Genomic DNA, 17,433 nt, shown 5'->3' with positions numbered 1-17,433 from the left:
CTTACCCCCCCCTTCGCAGCCCTGCGAACCACACGTTCCGGAGGAACACCATGAACACGCCCGCCCGCACCGCCCGCACCCGCCACTACCTCATGTGCCGCCCGACCCACTTCGAGGTCACCTACGCGATCAACCCGTGGATGGACCCGGCCAAGCCGGTGGACACCGACCTCGCCATCGCGCAGTGGGAGCAGCTGTACTCCCTCCATCAGGAGCTCGGCCACACCGTCGAGCTGATCGACCCGCTGCCGGGCTACCCCGACATGGTGTACGCCGCCAACGGTGCGACCGTGGTCGACGGCAAGGTGCTCGGGGTCAGGTTCCGCAATGTCGAGCGCGCCGCCGAAGGGCCGGCCTATCTGGAGTGGTTCCGCTCCCACGGCTACACGGAGCTGCACGACCCGGCCCATGTCAACGAGGGCGAGGGCGACTTCCTGGTCACCGGCAGCTGGCTTCTCGCCGGCACCGGTTTCCGCAGCGCGCCCGAAGGCCACGCCGAGGCCCAGGAGTTCCTCGGCCGCCCGGTGATCAGCCTCAACCTGGTGGACCCACGCTTCTACCACCTCGACACCGCCCTCACGGTGCTCGACGGCGACGAGATCATGTACTTTCCCGGGGCCTTCTCGCCGGGCAGCCGCGCCGTACTCAAGCGCCTCTTCCCCGACGCGATCCTGGTCACCGAGGCCGATGCCGAGGTGTTCGGCCTCAACGCGGTCAGCGACGGCCGGCACGTCATCCTGCCGGAGGCCGCCACCGGTGTGGCCCGCCAGCTGCGCGAACAGGGCTTCGAGCCCATCGGCCTCGATCTGTCGGAGCTCCTCAAGGGCGGTGGCAGCGTCAAGTGCTGCACGCTGGAGATCCGTCACCGTCCCGCGGGCGCCTGACCGTCCGACGCGGGGCGCCGGTGGCCGTGTCCCACCGGCGCCCGCACCGACCCGACCGGCGACGACCGAATATCGAGGTCCCGATGCCCACAACGCTCCCGCACACCCTCTCCGTTCCGCCCGCCGCCCGCCCCCGCGTCCTCACCACCGCCCCGCTGGCCGCGCCCCTGGCCCGGCCTCACGAGACGCTCGACGTATGGCAGTTGACGGTAGGTGACCACGAAGAGGCGCTCGCCGACGCCCAGCACGTGCTGGACGCGACCGAACGGCGGCGCTGGACCGCCTTCCGCTCCCCCGCCGACCGCGACCGCTACGCCGCCGCACACCTGGCCCTGCGCCGGCTGCTCGGCTCCTACCTCGACATCGATCCCGCCGATGTCGTCCTCGGCCGCGAACCCTGCCCGCTGTGCGCCGAACCGCACGGCCGCCCCGCCGTGCCGGGGTCGGATCTGCACTTCTCGCTCTCCCACAGCGGCGATCAGGTGCTGCTGGCATTCGGACCGACCCCGGTCGGCGTGGACGTGGAGCGGCTGCCGGACGCGGCGGTCGCGGACGAACTCGCCGCGACCCTGCACCCCCGGGAGACGGCCGAGCTCGGCCGGCTCGCGTCGCCCGAGGACCGGGTCGCCGGGTTCGGCCGCTGTTGGTGCCGCAAGGAGGCGTATCTGAAGGGCATCGGCACAGGGCTCGGGGTTTCGCCGGACGTCGACTACCTGGGCACCGGCCACCGCCCGGCCGTGCTCACCGGGTGGACGCTGGTGGACCTCAGAGTGGCCGGCGGCTACGCGGCGGCCGTCGCCTACGCGGCTCCCGCCCCGCCGTCCGAGGACGAGAGCGGGGGCGGGGTCGGTGCTGGAGCCGGGGTCGGGGTCAGTACCGCGGTCGGGGTCGGGCCGCCGGATATCAGGGATCTATCGGCTGCATATCGCTCCCGGGTTTCCTGGACCGACCGCGTCCTGCGGCAGCGACCCCCGAGAGGACCAGCCGGACATGACCCGCGAGGAGTTCAGGCGCACCCCCACTGAGGCGGAGGTCCGGGCGGCCTTCGTCGCCGTGGTGGGGGGCGCGGCGGCCGAACCCGGGCAGGCGCTCGCCCGGGCGGCGACCGAGCCGGCGCTCGCCGGGGTGCCGACGGAAGGAGCCGCCCTGGACCCGTTCCTGACCGCGCTGGCCGCCCGGGCGTCGGCGGGCCGCGGCCCGGGCGCGCCCTGGGGCATGGACCTGGTGACGGGTGAGCTGCGCCGCGTTCCCGCACGCGCCCTGCCGGTGTCCGACGGGCGGCCCGGGCTTCCGCCGGTGGGCGCGGCGGCGGGTTTCACGTGGCTGGGCGCGGTCGAGGAGGGCCTCGCCCAGCAGTGCGAGTGGCTGATCGCCGAGCGGCTGGCCACGGACGGGGTGCGGGCGCCGCGGCTGGACCTGCGGCCCGACTGCGCGGGGGCCTGCCATCCGGCGGAGTGCGTGGCGTGCGCCGTGGCGCCGCTGCGCGCCCTGGGAAGTCCCGTCGTGCACGACCTCTCGGAGCTGCTCTCGCTGCCGGCCTGCGCGCTGCGCACGGCCGCGGGCGCAGCCACGTTCATCGCCGTGGCGGGTGGCCGGGCGTCCGCCGTGCACCGGGCAGTTGGGCGTGCGATGAGCGGCAGCTTCCGGACTATGCCCGCGATCCGCCCGGACCAGGAGTGCCCGTCACACGCCGTCCGGCCGGCGGGTGTGCAATGGACCCGGCCCTTCGACGCCCTGCGCGCCGGCGGCTGGTCACCGGCCGCGGTGCTGCTCCACCACGACTCGCGCATGGTCGCCGTGCTGCCCTATCTGGTGCAGGTCGTCCTGCCGGGCCCGGCGGGCCTGCGCCCGGCACAACAGGCTTCCTGAAGCAGCCACGGCAACCGCCCGCCCCGGCCGCGTGCGCGGCCGGGGCGTCGCCGTGGACACGACGAAGAAGACGGTCCGGTCGGAGTCAGCCTCGTCCCCTCCGATCGTCACATCCACCCACCACACCAGCAGGGCACACCGCGCCCCTCATTCCTTCGTAGGGACCGCGGTGGCGCCGGATGGCTTCACGGCGGCGTCCGAGTGGTGAGGTCCGTTACACCTGTCGCAACCGTGGTCCGTGGGGCCTCTGGGGAGATCGTGCGGACGGCCTCGCCTCCGAGTGGTGGCAGCCTCGTGGGCGTCGGCCGGATGCCTGTGGTGCCCCGGGCAGCAGATGCATCAGAAGGAAGATCACCATCTCGGCGTGCTCTCAGACAAGTTGGCTCGATCTTGGTCCGCACTACGTGCCGGCGATAGTGCGGACTGCCGTGAAATCCCCGACGTACAGCACGGCGTCGCTGACCGCGCGCCGCCAAAGCTTGCTGCCAGCGCCAAGGCCTGTTTGGACAGCGGCGGCCGCCGTCAGCCTCCGGGACCGACGGGGCCGCGGCCGAGTATGCGACGCATGGGGCGAGCGACTGGCGGTGAGGCCGGACGCTCCAACCAGCTGTTCTGTGCGGCTCATTCAGCGGCCGGAAGCGTGCGTGGGTCGCGGGGCGGCGGCCCGGGGAGGTCCCGCCGGGTACCCAGCGGGCGGCGGTGCGACGTGCTCATCGGCTCAACTTGCCAGCACGGGCGCGCGGTCGCACTGTTCACGACTGGCCCCTTCACAGCGGCGCCCACCCCTGAGAGGGTTGCACCGGAAGGGTCGTGAGGTGCGGTCAGTTCGCCTTCACGTAACCGGTGGAGAGGCGCCCATATTGGCCAGTCCAGATGGCTCTTTGCAGGGTCACCGGGCTCTTTGCAGGGTCACCGGCCTGATTCCCTCACGGCGCACCGTCGCACCGGGCGGGATCACCAGTCCTCCGCCGTTGCCGACCCGCCCCCGGCAGCCGGTGAGACAGCCCATCCCTCGACGCAACCGGAGATAGATCCATGGCCGCTTCACAAGAAGTCAGCGCATTCCGACGGGAACTGTTCGCCCTGCTGGAGAACGTCGACACCGTCAAGGAGTTCTTCGCGCACCTCGCGGACGACGTGCAATGGACCCTGCACGGCCAGCATCCGCTCGCCGGGCAGTACCACAACAGGGCGGAGTTGATTCCGGCCACGATCGGCCAGGTCCTGCCCCTGCTCTCCGGAGGACTGCGGTTCCACATCAAAGCCCTGCACGGCGACGGGCCGGTGACCGTGGTGGAGATGCAGGGTGTGGGCGTCGCTCTCGACGGCGTTCCGTACGACCCGTTCTACGTCTGGGTCTGCCACTTCGACCCGCGGGGCGACACCATCGTCAAGGTCGACGCCTACATCGACTCCCTCGTCGTCACTGACATCCTGCACCGCCTGGCACCCCGCTGATACCGAGACCTGGCGACCCCGCACACCAACGCCTCAGGACTCGCCGAGAACTGAAGCCGTGACGCCGACACCCGGCACAGTCCTCGGACGCGGGTTCACCTCAGGAGGCAGCGCACGCTGCCCTCGATCGCCGCGGACAGCCGGCCTTCCGCCCCGCGCAGGACGACGTCGGCGAGCGCCCGAGGACCGCATCCTGGTTCTGCCTGCGCGAGCGCCGCCGCCGAACCGGGGTAGCGACGAGCCGGACAACGACGGCCCGGCGGCCGCCTATGGGCGCTCACCATGCCCTCTCAGTGGTCCATGGGATCGGGTGGACCACTGCGTGTGTGGGCTGCGGCCTGCGCTCCGCCGACTTCTGCCGAGCGGCCCACTCAAAGAGCCTGTTGTCCCGACGAAGTTGTTTGATTCCAAGTCAGGCATCACGCCAGTTCAGGGTGGATTCGCGACCGCCCTTCGCACCGGGGTTGCCAGCTTTTGTTATGTGTGTTTCTGGATCACCTGCGTGGCCCGGCCCAGAGTCACCCGTACAGGCCGGTGGGGTACGGGTAGGTCAGGCCGGGGGGCGCATCGCCCAGCGGATCGCACGGGTCATTCCGTGGCCTCCCATCCGTACGACAGTTTCCTCCACCACCGGGACGTACGGCAGGTGTAGCGCGCGACGCGCCCAGCCGGGCAGCAGCCCGACGGCGTTGGCGGCGAGCACCCCGTACGCGGGGCGGGCCGCCCAGGGTAGCGGCGGGGTGAGCAGTAGGAAGCGCGCCGCCTCGCGGGCGGCCGGGGTCGCGCGCAGTTCGGGGCGGTAGGCGACCAGAGCGCGGCGCAGAGCGAGCAGGTCGAGGGGCGGATCGTCGGCTCCGAGGGAGCGGGCGACGCGTGCGGACTCGGCTACATAGCGAGAGCACGCCGCCTCGTCCAACGGGTGGGCGCCGAACCGCTGGTGGGCGCCCAGAAAGCAGTACGCCTCGGCGGTGTGCACCCAGGTCAGCAGATGTGGGTCGTCGGCACGATAGGACCGTCCATCGGGGGCGGTGCCGCGGATCCGGGCGTGCACGGCACGTACCCGGTCCACCGCGTCGGTGGCGTGCTCCTCGGTGCCGAAAGTGGTCACGGCGAGGAAGGTGCTGGTGCGCTGGAGACGGCCCCAGGGGTCCCCCTTGTAACCGGAGTGGGCGTCCACGGCCACCATGGCGAGCGGATGCAGGGACTGCAGGAGCAGGGCGGCGATTCCGCCGATGAACATGGAGGCATCGCCGTGCACCCTTCGTACGGGCGAGTCCGCAGCGAACCAACGCGGGCCGGGGGTGTCATGGATGCGGGCCCGGTTGACGGGCCCGTCCGGCCCCGCGACACGCGAGAAGAGGGCGGATCCAAATCGCATACGCATCGTGTCCACCAGCATGAGGCCAGTATCGCGCGCCGACGGGTTCGCGCGCCGAGCCCCGGTCGCTGCCGGATCGCGACTTGGAGCCCGCTCGCGACCGGGCTATCGGGCCCTCACGCCGCACGCCGCCCCCAGTGTCGAGGAGACGTACTACACGGCCTGCCTGACCATGCCGATCGAGGAGTTCTAGATGAAGGTTCGCCAAGGATTCGCCCGCTACGAACCCAAGGACGACGAGGTGAAGGCCTGGGCAAGTTGGATCCCACTGACCACCACCGCCGGCACCCCGGTCCCGGACACGATCACCGGCACCCGCTTCCCGGCTCCAGACTACGACCCGTCGACTCACCGCTTCCGTCAGGACCGATGACGATGAGCACTCCCGAAGATCGCTTGGGCCAGGCCGGCCAGTCCCTGCCGGAGATGGCCACCCCAGGGGCCGCCTCAACTCCCGCCCTGCGCAACGGCCCGTATGTATGCGTTTCTCGTCAACTGCCCATGCTCTGAGACTAGTTGCTCTACGTTGGCAAAGTCGGCGCCGAGGACTCTCCTGAGCAGGGCAACGAAGCCACCCGGCAGTGCGCACACCACGCCCTGGCCGCCCTGAAGTCCTTGTCAGGTGAACTCTCGGCCGTCAAGCAGGTCGTCAAGGTCGTCGGCTGCGTGAACAGCGATCCCTCGTTCACTGCCCGCCCGCCATCATCAACGGCACCAGTGAACTGCTCGCTGCAGTCTTCGAGAGCCCGGCCGAGGCCCAAGCCCGCAATGCGGTCGACGTCGCGGCGCTGCCCCAGCCCGCGCCCGCCGTCATCGACGTCCAGGCCGGAGCTTGAGACGACTTCGTACAGCTAGGCATCTTTGACCTCAGCCGCCACCTGCGCCTCGAACTCCTCGGCCGACACCTGCTCCAGAACGTCCACGTGCCGCCGGGCCAGTCCGTCGGCGGTCTGCGGAGACTCCTCGTGCAGAGCGAGCGCGGGAGCCGCCGTCCCGTCCTCCACAAGGGCACTTACATAGACCAGCGCCGGCCCGGCCTCCTGATCGCGGGCCTGGCGGTCGAGGCGCTCGTTAGGCCCAGGAACGCACCCGCCGGGCCCGCAGGTGACCCCACCCGACTCGACACCATGTTCAACGTGGTCGACGCGGCGAACTTCCTGGGCCGCTCGCGTCCCGGATGCCGAGTCCGGCACTCCACCTTCGGCAGCAGCGTCTCGACCACCGCCCACAACTCGTCATCGACGTGCCAAGGCCTCGGCCGAGCCACCCCCACACCCCCGGATCGTCAGTTCCGGGCCGACCCAACCGTCTCGAAGATCATTCTGTTGGGAGACCAAGCCAAGTGTCACGACCATCCGGCCGGGCTCCCCCTGTGGGGCGGCTCTTGGCCTCGGCCGTGAACACTGGGCGGTTGCGTCGCCCCCTGCGCATCCTCGACTTCTATGTGACGGCCCCGGGCGACGGCCAACCCAACCACCAGATGAACAGGCCGCTCAGCACGACGAGCAGGAAGAGTGTGGCGTTGGTGCGGCGATAGGCGACCATGAGGGCCACGAACTCGCGAATCATGGCGCTCGGCCAGAAGTACGCGGCTGTCGGGGCACCGATCACGTGACCCCGGACGCCGGTGCGGCGGGCGGTGACCGCGGCGCGGAAGACGTGATAGTTGTTCGTCACGATCACGCACCGGTACTCCGGATTCGCCCGCTCCATCAGGGCCTTGCTGAACTTCAGGTTCTCGTCCGTGGTCGTCGAACGGTCCTCGCGTTCGATCAGGTCGGCGGGGAAGCCCTGGGCGACCAAGTAGTCGGCCATCGCGTGGGCCTCCGGCAGTTTCTCGTCAGGTCCCTGCCCCCCGGAGGTGAGCAGAAGAGTGCGCCGCCCCTTCCGGGACAGCCTGGCGTGTTCCTTCCGGGCCCGGTCGAGACGGGCGGCCAGCAGCGGGGGCACGGTGGTGCCGCCGATCAAGCCCGAGCCGAGGACCACCACGTAGTCCACCCGGCGCCGGATGCGCAGACGCCCGTAGAGGCTTCCGTAGACAAGGAAACAGAGGAACAGGAAGGCGACGTATCCGGCGAGCGCCACCGCCGTCGCCGCCACTACCAAAAGCGTGTGCGTGTGCAGCACCAGCGCGGTGATCAGCAACACGAGCAGGGCAACCAGGGCGATGCCCGCTCCGAGGGACAAGAGGTTCGCTGGGCTCCTGCCCTCCTTGCGGACCATGGTGATCCCGTTGGCGATGAGGAACCACGCCAGCGTGACGACGCCCACGCCGGCAAGAGTCAGCAGCACGATGACCAGGTCGCGGCCCAACTGGGCCTGCGCGGAGGCCACATGCAGTATGAGCGCGAGCACCGCGAAGACGAGGGACAGGCCCAGGAGAACCGCGTTGCTCACTCGGCGGCGATCTCGTGCGACACCCACGCCGAAGAGGAAGAAACATACGAACGACGGTACAAAGGCCACCATGCGGCGATCCTACGAGACGGGGCGCGCTCCCGGCCAAGCAGGTGAAGAGTCGCTCCGAACCCCCGGATCGCGATTTCCGCCGGCTCGCAACCTCAGGACGGGCCCGACACTTCCCTTTCTTGCGCGGTCGACTCCGTGCGGGCAGAGGCGATCGGGTCCAGCGATCAGTCGAAGGGCCGCGTGGACGGTACTCGCGTCACCGATGCGGAGCATGGGCTTGCCGTGGCGAGCGGGACCAACCGGTGTTGCGCGGCTGCACGTTCATCGAGTGCTGCGACACCTGCACCATCGCCCGGACGTCAGGCCGAGGCAGATCCGCGGACAGCCAGATCGTCAACGCGGGCGATGTCGCGGTGTGCTCGACCGGGGCGGTGGCCCGGAGGTCCACGGCTGCCGCGACTCGGGAGGGAACCGCGGCGAGCGCCCTGCGCACGAGGACCATGCTTTCGGGAAATCGCGTCACGACCAACCGAGTTCCGCGGAAGCGTGGTCTGTGTGGAGCCAGCAGCACGACCCTCCGGCCGAGGGACGCATCCGGACCCTGTCCGGCCTGGTCCACTGCGATCAACCGAGCCAGAGCGGCGTCGTTGTGAGCGAGCACGCCGTGCGCCAGGATGTCTGCCCATGAGTGAGATCTCCGATCTGGTCACCCTCCTCCGACTCGAACCGCACCAGGAAGGCGGGTGGTTCCGTGAGACGTGGCGGACGGGACCCAGCGCCGTTCCGGAGGGATACCCCGGGCCGCGCTCCTTCGCGACCGGCATCTACTACCTTCTGCATCCCGGCGAGATGTCCCGCTGGCATCGGGTGCGTTCGGACGAACTCTGGCTCTGGCACGGAGGCGGGCCGCTGACGCTCCGCCTCGGCGGGACCTCGGCCACCGCAGCGGAGGAGTCCGCGATGGTACTCGGACCGGACATCGCGTCCGGGGCGCGTCCGCAGCTCTTGGTGCCGGGCGGCACCTGGCAGTCCGCGGAACCGGCCGGCGACGATCCGGTGCTCGTGTCGTGCGTCGTGGCACCCGGCTTCGACGTCGAGGACTTCGACATGCCGTGAGGACCGTGCGCACGGGCCCCATGAGCGGTGCCTGCGGGGTCCGGGATCGGGCGCGACCGGCGGCTTCGAGCGCGCCCGGTCCCGGTCGAAGCACTTCGGGGGGGGGACCGCAACCGCATGGCGGTCCCCCCACCGTGCCTCCATCCCTCCCGGCGCCAGGCCGGTGGCCGGTCGGCAGGCCGCTCGGGGCTGCGGCAAGGTAGGTCGAGCGGGCGAGCGGTCGGCGCACGTGCATCGTCACCATGGCCCACACATGCTGGTGAACCGGCTTCTGGTCGCGCTTGCTGGTCGGGCCGTACAGGAACACACGCAACCGCAGGTCGCCGCAGCGCGCCGATCACAGTCGCTCCAGCCGACTCCGGCCGTCAGCCCGGTCTTCGCCGACGAGGGATGCGAAGGCCGCCTCGGACCGGAACCGGCCGGGGCGGGACCAGTCGACCAGCATCTTGCAGGGCGGTGACGGGCCCGGCACCGAGGCACCCGAATGCACGGCGAGAACCCGGCACCTCAGGCTACGGGGCTGCGGCACGTCGCCGGCGCGGCCGAAGGGCCATGACCGCCCAGGGACCCCCGCATCAGAAGGGGCAGGTCCAGGTCGAGCTGTCTGCGAATCGCGGCAGTGTTGGCGCAAGCACTGCGACTCCCGTCGCGAGGGCAGTGTGAGCCGGCACCACGGCCGGGCCGTGAGCATTTCCGGAAGCAGATTGGCCTGAATTCTCACGACGCGGCATGGACGCCTTCGAACCCATGCCGCAGAATCTAGCTCGTGGCCGGTCCGTGAAGATCGTGCGCTCCTTCCCCTGGGGCCGTTTGCCCTGTGGCCGGCGTCTGCGGTGGCACGCACTGCGTTCGGCCGTTCTCTGCTGATCAAACGCCGCGTTGCGGCAGTTGACCACAGTGCTCAGATTCCCTCTCCGGATCGAGGTTGCATGCGCACGAAGATACTGGGCTGCCTGTTCGGCGTGGCCTCGATGACCGCTGTCGCGCTCATCAACTCCCCCGCCGCTCAAGCCACTCCGGCCCCCGCCTCGCACTCCGCCCAGACGGCCACCATCAGCGTGCCGGCCGGCCGGGACAGTGCGACCATGACGGTGGGCGGAAGCACGGTGACCGTCACCAGGTCAGCGTCATCGGCAGCCGTACTCACCTGCACCGTCAGCCCCGGCAAGCCGTACCACGGCACCGCCGGTGTGACATCCACGGTCTGGGCCTACTGCAACAGCAACGCCGCCACCCTGTCATTCGGGACGGCCCTGTACTTCTACGGGTCCAACGTCAGCCAGAACAACGCGACGAAACACAACTGCACTTCGTGCTATGTGACGGTCACGGCGCCCTATCAAGCCGGCCAATGGAAGTCCGGCGCGATCCTTGGATACTTCGACAGCAGCGGGAACGGGCAGTTCACGAGTGAGGCGTACAGCGCCACGGCCAGTCTGTAAAAGGCCGTTGTCGTAGCGATCACCCCGACTCGCGAGCCGTCGTGCCGGGGTGATCGCCGTGACGGCGTCGGAAGACAAGTCATCCTCCACAGCTCGTGAACCTCGGAGTCCGAGCCGGGGTTCGGCTCGTGTCACAGCTCGCTGCGCCACGTGCACCGCAAGCGGCGTTCACGGCCCGACCTCCCTTGCGCAGAGGTCTGTTGACCCAGTGACCACGGCGCCAGAAGCGCGGCGCGGGCCAGGCGGGGAACTCCTCGCGTCCGGCGCGCTCCGCCGGGGTTCCGGGGGGGGCGGCTTTCTCCGCCCCGGTCAGTCGCCCGTCCCTGCCGCCGTCGGAAGTATGGCTGTAGGCGCGGCACCTCACGCTCCCCAGCTCGCCGAGCCCATGGGTCCAGCCCCTGCCGTCGATCTTGCGGATCTGCTCCCCGCCAGGCCTGCACAATTCGTCGCTCAGTATGGAGAGGCCCTCTGGGCAACGGTGCCCCTACGGCTTCAGAGGCCCAGCCCTCCCACCGGCGACCTGCTCGGACCGCCCCTCAGCACCAGCCGCGCTGCGCGGCGCGCAGCCCTGCCTCGAAGCGGCTCCGGGCACCGAGGCGCTCCATCAGGGCCGCCATCGCGCGTCGTACCGTGCTGAGGGAGACACCGAGTTGACGTGCCGCGGCCTCATCCGTGATGCCACGGCCGAGCAGCGTCAGAAGTGCCCGCTCCTGCGGGGTCAGGCCGGTCCGCTCCTCGCGCGGCGCGGCGCATCCCAAGGGAAGTGCGGTCGCCCAGACCCGCTCGAACAGCGCCACGAGCGCGGCGACCACGCCAGGCACCCGCAGCACCACCGCCCCGGCCCGCGTGTCAGACGGATCGAGCGGGACCAGCGCGCACTCCCGGTCGACCACGATCATGCGCGGGGACAGTGTCGGCACGGTCCGCACCTCCCCACCCGACTCGGCCAGCCAGCGCGCATAGCCGAGGGTGGGGGCGCTGCCGCGCACGCCGTCCAGGCACACGGTGCGCATCGCCACGCCGCGGCTCAGCAGCAGCGCGTCATTGGGCTTGGCCGCGTCGAGCGCGGCCTGCGACTGGGCGCCGCCGGGCATGAACGTACAGATTTCCTCCGCCGCCCGGGCGGCGATCAGGTCGAGCCTGGACTGGATCGCGTCGATGCCCACGAGCTGCTCGATGTCGGTGCCGGGCGCCGCGGTCGACCCGGCGCACAAACGGGAGATCATCCGGCCGACCTCATCGTGAGCGGCGGTGATCTCCCTCTGTCTGCGGTCGAGTTCGTCCTGCTGTCTGCGCAGCAGGAGTCTTACTCCGAGTTCGGGACTCACCGCCCGCCAGGTCCCCGGTCGGCCGACCGACTGGCGCAGCAACTCGGCCTCGGCCAGCCGGTCCAGTGCCTCGCGCACCTCGCCACCGTCCCGGCCCAGGTGCTCGGTGATCTGTTCCACGCCCCAGCCCTCGGGGCGTGTGGCCATCAACTGGTACACAGCCTCCGCTGTCGGGTCGAGTCCGAGCGTCGACAACATCTGGTCCCCTCGTGTCCTGTCCGTACCCTGCGTGTCCTGTTCGGGCGCCGCTCGGCAGACCGGTGCGCCGGGCGGCACGGGGACCGGGATCGACTCCCCGGCCCGCGACGATCCGTACGAGCTTGGCAAGCGAGCGGTGCGGGCGTCTTGTGGAAAACGGCACGCGGAGCGGATCCGGTACCGGAATCAACCCCCCGCACACGGACATCGGGGCGTGCCGCCCCACACCCGGGCGGCCCGGCGCTTGCGGCGGCGGATGTGCTCAGCCTTCGAGGACCACGCTGGTCATCCTGCCGGGCACCCGGTCGAGGGGTGAGCCCGGGGGCAGCCCGCCGCGCACCCGGGCGAAGACCGACGGGGTCAGACCGGTCATGGCCTTCACCTCGCGGCTGAGGTGGGCCTGGTCGTGGAATCCGCACAGCACGGCCGTCAGGGCGCCGCTGTCACCGGCGGCGAGCATCCGCAAGGCCTGCTGCAAACGGCCGACGCGGGCCATGGCCTTGGGCGACAGCCCCACCTGTTCCTGGAACCGGGCACGTAGCAGGCGCGGACTCCAGCCGGTCTCATCGGTGATCGCGGCGAGCGTCCGGGGGCCGCCCCGCTGTGTGCACAGCCGGGACACCGCCCAGCCCACCTCGGGCGCAACGGTACGGGCCGTGTCGAGCCGGCCCGTCAGCGCGCGGTCCAGGACGTCGAACCGCTCCGGCCAGCCAGGCGCGTCCCGCAGCCGGTCGGTGAGCCGGTCGCTGTCGGCGCCCAACACGTCCGCCAGATCGAGGTAGGCGCTCTCGAAGTGCCGCATGGGGATGCCGAAGAGGCGGTAGGCGCCGGTCAGCGTCACGTTGACCTCGATGCCGTACACCGCTCCGGAGTGCTCGCCGACGGTCGGAAAGACCCGCGGTCCGGTGAGCATGGCCCGGTATGCGGCCCTGGCCGACCCTGCGGCGGACAGTCTGAGGCCCTCCTGAAACGAGAAGACCAGGGTGATCAGACCGATGGGCAGCTCCAACCGCCTCCGCGGCATGGCGAATTCGGTCTGGAAGCCCGAGTAGCACACCACGTGGTCACGCAACGCGGCGGCGGGCAGCCGCCAGGAGATCCCGTCGCGCGCGCCCGGGACACAGCCGCCGTCGGACGACCCCGACCGCTCCGGCAACCCGTGGGAAGGACCCAACTCTCCTCACTCCCCGCAGTCGCACGACGGTCGCGCCCTGACGAGCGGTGATCCTGCCAGGGGTGACCGCCTACCACCAGTGCTCCGCGCGCCAGTTCTCCAGCCGGGTGGCCCGCCTGCCGGACGCCGGGGCGGATGACAGCAAGCGCTCTGAGCGGTTGCTGTCACCCGCCTTGTCTTCCCGGCTCGGTATTCGCGCTGAAGACTTCCGGTGTCGCCATGGAACTCCACGGACACACAACGGAACAGGGAGGGCCGATCATGTTCTTCAGCTTCTTCGGGCTCATCTGGGACTGACCCACGCATGCATCTCACCATGGTGCCGCTACATCTGACGGCTAGTCAGGAAGCAGGGCACCAGGTCGTCGACCATCATCTTCTGGGCGACCTCCTCTGGGTCGTCGCCGATGTCGGGGACCACTTGGAGCACGTGTACGTCCAGGCCGCCCCAGGCCGCCTGGGCATCGTGCTCTATCTCCTCGCCGACTCCCCGCGCTCGGCGCGTGCGGTCGCCCTCGCCATCTGCCGCCGTGCGCTGCACACCTCGCCTCTGCTGTGCGGCTGGCGCGTGGCCGAAGGCCCGGGGATCGACGCACCGTAGACCTTTTCAAGGAGCCCGTTTTGATAGCCCAACCAGTCCTGCGGAGAACGCTGTCGACGGTAGTGCTGCTCACGCTGGCCCTGCTCGGGACGGCCGCCTTCCTCTCCCCCGCCGCCCACGCCGTCGACTCGGTGCGCTGGGAGCAGACCAACCTCGCCGGCCTCGGCTACCTGCCGAGCACCCAGATCGACGGGGTGGACGGCCCCCGGACGCACGCCGCACTCAAGTCGTTCCAGTACGACAGCGGGCTCGACGAGGACGGAGCCTACGGAGAGCGCAGCGACCTGGCCCTGCACCGGCAAGTCCGCGCGGTCCAGAGCCGGGCCGGGGTCGCGGCCGACGGCCTCTACGGGTCCGGAACGGCTGCCGCCGTCAAGACCTGGCAGGGAGCCCACGGCATCGGGGCCGATGGCGTCGCCGGTCCCACGACGATGTCGGACATGGGTGTGCCGCGCACCGTGTGGCTCATCGCGCAGAGCATGTTTGCCGCGCACGGCTGGACCGTTTCCGCCCAGTTCACCTGCCTCAAAAACCTGTGGAACGGCGAGAGCAACTGGAAGGTCTACGCGACCAATTCCAGCAGCGGCGCATACGGCATTCCCCAGGCGCTGCCCGGCAGCAAGATGGCCGGCGCGGGCTCCGACTGGCAGAGCAATCCAGCCACCCAGATCAGCTGGGGCCTGACCTACATCGGCGATCGCTACACGACCCCCTGCGGCGCGTGGAGCGCCTGGCAGTCCCGCTCTCCCCACTGGTACTGAGTCCTGAGCCCCCTGCCCGTACCGGCTGGGAGCCCGCCATCACCGCGGTCCGGGCTTCTCGTCCCTGCGCACACCTCCCCCACCCTTCGAGGTTCCGGCATGCCCGCAGCCCCCGCCGTCCGGTCCCCCCGCATGAGCCCACCGGATGCGATGCACACGGCGTTCCGTCCCGCACCGCACGGCGCCGTCGTCGGCTACCGCGTGGTCAGATCTCTTCCAGGCGGGCCCGCCCGACATCTCACGTTGCCGACCGGACTCGTCTCCCTCGTCATCGCTGTGCCGCACCCGGCAGCCGACGGGTCCGCTGCACTGCCCGCGCCGCCACTGCTCTCCGGCGTCCGGAGGAGGGCCGCCATCACGGTGTCCGCCGGGCCCGCCACCGGCATCGAAGTGATGCTGAAGCCCACGGCCGGCTACTCCCTCCTCGGCTCCTCCCTGCACGAACTCGTCGATCGACAGGTCGAGTTGCTCGACCCGGCACTGCTCGACACCGACCGGCTGACGATGACGTTGGGGCAACTGGACTGCTGGAAGGACCGGTTCGCGCTGCTCGACCGGTTCCTGTCGGAGCGGATCGCGGCCGGTCCACCGGCCTCGCCGGGTGTCGTCCGCGCGGTACTGGCTCTCCGTCACGGCGGCGGACGGCGCTCCGTGGCGGAACTCGCCGCCGACTCCCGGCAGAGCCCGCGCCATCTGGAACGGTTGTTCAAGGAGCAGGTGGGGGTTTCGCCCAAGACGTACGCTCAGATCACTCGGTTCCGGCACGCCTTGAGGCTCATCGGCACCGGTCTCTCGCACGCGGATGCCGCCGCGCGAGCCGGTTTCCACGATCAGGCCCATCTCCATCGGGACTTCAAGTCGATGACGGGCCGCACGCCGCGCCAATTCCTGGAATGCACACGTGCCGAGGATATCCGGTAGCACTACGTCGCATTCTTACAATCCACTGCTTTCGTCGCGCGGCACCATGGATCCCAGAGAGCGGGAACACCATTCCTGCCCCGTCCCACATGGTTCCGGAAAAGCTGCACGGCTTTCCGGAAAGACCAGAAGAGGAATCTCATGAATCTCCCTCAGAAGCTCATCCGGTCCGCGGCCGTGGTGGCCGTCGCAGCCGGGATGGCCGCAGGCGCGCTGGCCGCACCGGCGAGCGCGGCCCCCGGGGTCTCCAACATCTCGGTGGGCTCGGGCAACACACACGGCGTGTGGTGCGTACAGAACGCGGTGAACAACTGGGCCGAGCGCACCAATCAGGGCCGTCCGCTCGTTCAGGACAACAAGTTCGGCAGCGGCACCAAGACCTGGGTCCAGAATTTCCAGCGGGCGTCGGGGCTTCCTGCTGACGGAATCGTCGGACAGATCACCGGCAACAGCATCCTCGACAATTCAGGCGGCTACCGCACCTACTGCTACGACTACGTTCCCAGCACACGCCACTGACGCGTTTCCCGAGGCGGCCACCGGGCGTGGACGACGCGGGACGCCCTGTGGCCGCCGCTGCGCAGGCAGCTCCTTCGACTGACCAATAGCGCGCCCCCTCTCTGCCCAGCGCCTGCAAGGTTCTCGCCGCGCGGAGTGGCGCGCGTCGGGTGGGCCGGTGAGGAAGCGGCCGGGGAGGGCACGGGCGAACGCGCGGTGGCCTCGACCCGTACCCTCCCGGGAACCGGTACGCGTACGCCATCATCGTTCCCGGGCACCACCCGCCCGACCTACGCACCCGCCCCGCTCGCCCCTTGAGCGCACAGCGCACCTCGACACCAAGCGACGCGAAGCGACTCAACTCAGTGGAGGTAGACGCCACATGATGGTCCGTCAACGACTCTTCATCACCTCGGGTGCCGTGGCCGCGGCCGCCGTCCTCGCGCTGGCCGGCGCCGCCGACGCGGCCGTCGCCAAGCTCAGCCAGTCCGCGGCGGCCTCCCAGCTGTCGGCCGCCGGAGTCATCCACTCCTCCACCGGCGGCTGCACCACCCGGTCCAACGCCCACTGCACCTCGTACGACCAGATCAACCAGGCGACCGTGGACGGACTCAGGACGCTCAAGAGCGCCAGCGGTTGCGCGATCAACGTCACCGGCGGAACCGAAGTCGGTCACGCCTCCGGCACCTACAGCCACTACAACGGCTACAAGGCCGACATCGCCCGGAACTCCTGCATCGACGCGTACGTCACGAACAGTTTCACCCACATCGCGACCCGCAGCGACGGTGCGACCCGCTGGCGCTCCTCGGCGGGCAACGTCTACGCGAACGAGGGCAGCCACTGGGACATCACGTACTGCGGCGGCGACTCGTCCTGCACGGCGGCGGCCAGCGCCTGACACACACCTCGCCGGTACGCCGTGGCGGGATCGGAGCCCAGGCTCCGATCCCGCCACGGCCATGTAGCGTGCCACCATCACCGCTGATCGCCCCTCAAGCGCATTCTCCGTAAGCGCTCTCATGGCACGAGCCGAGCAACACAGCTGCGCTTTCCACGGCCCCCAGGCCCTTCCCCTGGACGTCTCCGATCATCATCCGCACTCCGCCGGGACCCGCATCGCCTTATAGAAGTCCCCGCCGAGATGAGCTCGGGCCATCGAGGTCTCGTACAGCAGGTAGCAGGATGCTCGGCCTTCCGTATTCCCTTCGCCCCCGCGCGCGGACATCGGGACGTTTGCTGATCACTAGCAAATCGTTAGCGAGGGATGCGAAGTTCACTCGCAACACGGCCTCCCGTCCGGGTGTCCGTGAAGGTCCCGTCGAGTGTGCAGTGTTCGGCGGTTGAGGAAGAAGGAGCTCGCCTTCGTGGGGTCCCATCGTCGTCCGAAGCCCGC

At 70.0% G+C, this 17,433-nt stretch carries 18 protein-coding genes and 1 pseudogene; 13 read left to right on the top strand and 6 right to left on the bottom strand.

From position 1 onward, the window contains the following. Positions 1–50: 50 nt before the first annotated feature. The 4 genes from ddaH to ACFYNP_RS35200 all read left to right on the top strand — a co-directional run bounded on the left by ddaH (position 51) and on the right by ACFYNP_RS35200 (position 4,211). On the top strand, positions 51–884 hold the full coding sequence (gene ddaH, locus ACFYNP_RS35215) for a dimethylargininase (protein WP_388791290.1): 834 nt from the start codon (positions 51–53) through the stop codon (positions 882–884). 83 nt (positions 885–967) lie between these two features. Further along, entirely contained in the window at positions 968–1,909 is a 942-nt protein-coding gene (locus ACFYNP_RS35210) for a 4'-phosphopantetheinyl transferase family protein (RefSeq protein WP_388791288.1), read from the top strand. Then, on the top strand, positions 1,875–2,753 hold the full coding sequence (locus ACFYNP_RS35205) for a hypothetical protein (protein WP_388791286.1): 879 nt from the start codon (positions 1,875–1,877) through the stop codon (positions 2,751–2,753). The genes ACFYNP_RS35210 and ACFYNP_RS35205 overlap by 35 nt, the downstream gene beginning before the upstream one ends. A gap of 1,035 nt (positions 2,754–3,788) precedes the next feature. Continuing rightward, complete coding sequence (locus ACFYNP_RS35200; protein WP_388791284.1) at positions 3,789–4,211, top strand: nuclear transport factor 2 family protein; 423 nt, start codon at positions 3,789–3,791, stop codon at positions 4,209–4,211. A gap of 550 nt (positions 4,212–4,761) precedes the next feature. On the opposite strand, the gene ACFYNP_RS35195 is transcribed toward ACFYNP_RS35200, so the two are convergent. Next, positions 4,762–5,610: an oxygenase MpaB family protein gene (locus tag ACFYNP_RS35195; RefSeq protein WP_388791282.1), complete on the bottom strand. Its 849-nt coding sequence runs from the start codon at positions 5,608–5,610 to the stop codon at positions 4,762–4,764. Here ACFYNP_RS35195 and ACFYNP_RS35190 point away from each other — a divergent pair. Next, positions 5,609–5,782, top strand: coding sequence for a hypothetical protein (locus tag ACFYNP_RS35190; protein ID WP_388791280.1), 174 nt, complete (start codon positions 5,609–5,611; stop codon positions 5,780–5,782). The genes ACFYNP_RS35195 and ACFYNP_RS35190 overlap by 2 nt on opposite strands. Beyond that, on the top strand, positions 5,783–5,962 hold the full coding sequence (locus tag ACFYNP_RS35185; RefSeq protein WP_388791278.1) for a hypothetical protein: 180 nt from the start codon (positions 5,783–5,785) through the stop codon (positions 5,960–5,962). Positions 5,963–6,440: 478 nt separating this feature from the next. On the opposite strand, the gene ACFYNP_RS35180 is transcribed toward ACFYNP_RS35185, so the two are convergent. From ACFYNP_RS35180 to ACFYNP_RS35170, 3 genes and pseudogenes are all read right to left on the bottom strand, one after another. Then, positions 6,441–6,593, bottom strand: coding sequence for a hypothetical protein (locus tag ACFYNP_RS35180; protein WP_388791276.1), 153 nt, complete (start codon positions 6,591–6,593; stop codon positions 6,441–6,443). A gap of 158 nt (positions 6,594–6,751) precedes the next feature. Continuing rightward, positions 6,752–6,856, bottom strand: a pseudogene (locus ACFYNP_RS35175) (IS5/IS1182 family transposase); the annotation flags it as partial. 173 nt (positions 6,857–7,029) lie between these two features. Then, entirely contained in the window at positions 7,030–8,058 is a 1,029-nt protein-coding gene (locus ACFYNP_RS35170; RefSeq protein WP_388791274.1) for a YdcF family protein, read from the bottom strand. A gap of 624 nt (positions 8,059–8,682) precedes the next feature. Between ACFYNP_RS35170 and ACFYNP_RS35165 the strand changes: the two genes are divergently transcribed. Continuing rightward, the gene (locus ACFYNP_RS35165; RefSeq protein WP_388791272.1) at positions 8,683–9,114 is read left to right on the top strand and encodes a cupin domain-containing protein; all 432 of its coding nucleotides are present in this window, start codon (positions 8,683–8,685) and stop codon (positions 9,112–9,114) included. A 929-nt stretch (positions 9,115–10,043) separates the two neighbouring features. Beyond that, positions 10,044–10,556, top strand: coding sequence for a hypothetical protein (locus ACFYNP_RS35160; RefSeq protein ID WP_388791270.1), 513 nt, complete (start codon positions 10,044–10,046; stop codon positions 10,554–10,556). Positions 10,557–11,092: 536 nt separating this feature from the next. Here the strand turns inward: ACFYNP_RS35160 and ACFYNP_RS35155 are convergent. Both ACFYNP_RS35155 and ACFYNP_RS35150 read right to left on the bottom strand, forming a co-directional pair. Then, positions 11,093–12,082 carry a LuxR C-terminal-related transcriptional regulator gene (locus ACFYNP_RS35155; RefSeq protein WP_388419545.1) on the bottom strand — a complete coding sequence of 330 codons (990 nt, stop codon included), beginning with the start codon at positions 12,080–12,082 and terminating at the stop codon, positions 11,093–11,095. A gap of 262 nt (positions 12,083–12,344) precedes the next feature. Beyond that, positions 12,345–13,256 (bottom strand): helix-turn-helix transcriptional regulator, encoded by a 912-nt coding sequence (locus tag ACFYNP_RS35150; protein ID WP_388791268.1) that lies wholly within the window; start codon positions 13,254–13,256, stop codon positions 12,345–12,347. A gap of 304 nt (positions 13,257–13,560) precedes the next feature. Between ACFYNP_RS35150 and ACFYNP_RS35145 the strand changes: the two genes are divergently transcribed. The 5 genes from ACFYNP_RS35145 to ACFYNP_RS35125 all read left to right on the top strand — a co-directional run bounded on the left by ACFYNP_RS35145 (position 13,561) and on the right by ACFYNP_RS35125 (position 16,938). Beyond that, entirely contained in the window at positions 13,561–13,857 is a 297-nt protein-coding gene (locus tag ACFYNP_RS35145) for a hypothetical protein (protein WP_388791266.1), read from the top strand. A gap of 20 nt (positions 13,858–13,877) precedes the next feature. Continuing rightward, positions 13,878–14,618, top strand: a complete 741-nt coding sequence (locus ACFYNP_RS35140; protein ID WP_388791264.1) for a peptidoglycan-binding protein — start codon at positions 13,878–13,880, stop codon at positions 14,616–14,618. 132 nt (positions 14,619–14,750) lie between these two features. Beyond that, entirely contained in the window at positions 14,751–15,539 is a 789-nt protein-coding gene (locus ACFYNP_RS35135) for a helix-turn-helix domain-containing protein (RefSeq protein ID WP_388791262.1), read from the top strand. 141 nt (positions 15,540–15,680) lie between these two features. Further along, positions 15,681–16,058, top strand: coding sequence for a peptidoglycan-binding protein (locus tag ACFYNP_RS35130; protein ID WP_384499133.1), 378 nt, complete (start codon positions 15,681–15,683; stop codon positions 16,056–16,058). Positions 16,059–16,419: 361 nt separating this feature from the next. Next, positions 16,420–16,938 (top strand): hypothetical protein, encoded by a 519-nt coding sequence (locus ACFYNP_RS35125; protein ID WP_388791260.1) that lies wholly within the window; start codon positions 16,420–16,422, stop codon positions 16,936–16,938. Positions 16,939–17,433 lie beyond the last annotated feature (495 nt).

The sequence above is a fragment of the Streptomyces sp. NPDC006691 genome (assembly GCF_042869955.1).
Lineage (GTDB): Bacteria > Actinomycetota > Actinomycetes > Streptomycetales > Streptomycetaceae > Streptomyces.
Note: the sequence above shows the minus strand (reverse complement) of the source record. Positions and strands in the feature narration are given on the sequence as shown.

Bases quoted from the DNA above. Each gene is read 5' to 3' on its own strand.
- ddaH (WP_388791290.1), top strand. From the start codon at position 51: ATGAACACGCCCGCCCGCACCGCCCGCACCCGCCACTACCTCATGTGC.
- ACFYNP_RS35210 (WP_388791288.1), top strand. From the start codon at position 968: ATGCCCACAACGCTCCCGCACACCCTCTCCGTTCCGCCCGCCGCCCGC.
- ACFYNP_RS35205 (WP_388791286.1), top strand. From the start codon at position 1,875: ATGACCCGCGAGGAGTTCAGGCGCACCCCCACTGAGGCGGAGGTCCGG.
- ACFYNP_RS35200 (WP_388791284.1), top strand. From the start codon at position 3,789: ATGGCCGCTTCACAAGAAGTCAGCGCATTCCGACGGGAACTGTTCGCC.
- ACFYNP_RS35190 (WP_388791280.1), top strand. From the start codon at position 5,609: ATGAGGCCAGTATCGCGCGCCGACGGGTTCGCGCGCCGAGCCCCGGTC.
- ACFYNP_RS35195 (WP_388791282.1), bottom strand. From the start codon at position 5,610: ATGCTGGTGGACACGATGCGTATGCGATTTGGATCCGCCCTCTTCTCG.
- ACFYNP_RS35185 (WP_388791278.1), top strand. From the start codon at position 5,783: ATGAAGGTTCGCCAAGGATTCGCCCGCTACGAACCCAAGGACGACGAG.
- ACFYNP_RS35170 (WP_388791274.1), bottom strand. From the start codon at position 8,058: ATGGTGGCCTTTGTACCGTCGTTCGTATGTTTCTTCCTCTTCGGCGTG.
- ACFYNP_RS35165 (WP_388791272.1), top strand. From the start codon at position 8,683: ATGAGTGAGATCTCCGATCTGGTCACCCTCCTCCGACTCGAACCGCAC.
- ACFYNP_RS35160 (WP_388791270.1), top strand. From the start codon at position 10,044: ATGCGCACGAAGATACTGGGCTGCCTGTTCGGCGTGGCCTCGATGACC.
- ACFYNP_RS35155 (WP_388419545.1), bottom strand. From the start codon at position 12,082: ATGTTGTCGACGCTCGGACTCGACCCGACAGCGGAGGCTGTGTACCAG.
- ACFYNP_RS35145 (WP_388791266.1), top strand. From the start codon at position 13,561: ATGCATCTCACCATGGTGCCGCTACATCTGACGGCTAGTCAGGAAGCA.
- ACFYNP_RS35135 (WP_388791262.1), top strand. From the start codon at position 14,751: ATGAGCCCACCGGATGCGATGCACACGGCGTTCCGTCCCGCACCGCAC.
- ACFYNP_RS35130 (WP_384499133.1), top strand. From the start codon at position 15,681: ATGAATCTCCCTCAGAAGCTCATCCGGTCCGCGGCCGTGGTGGCCGTC.
- ACFYNP_RS35125 (WP_388791260.1), top strand. From the start codon at position 16,420: ATGATGGTCCGTCAACGACTCTTCATCACCTCGGGTGCCGTGGCCGCG.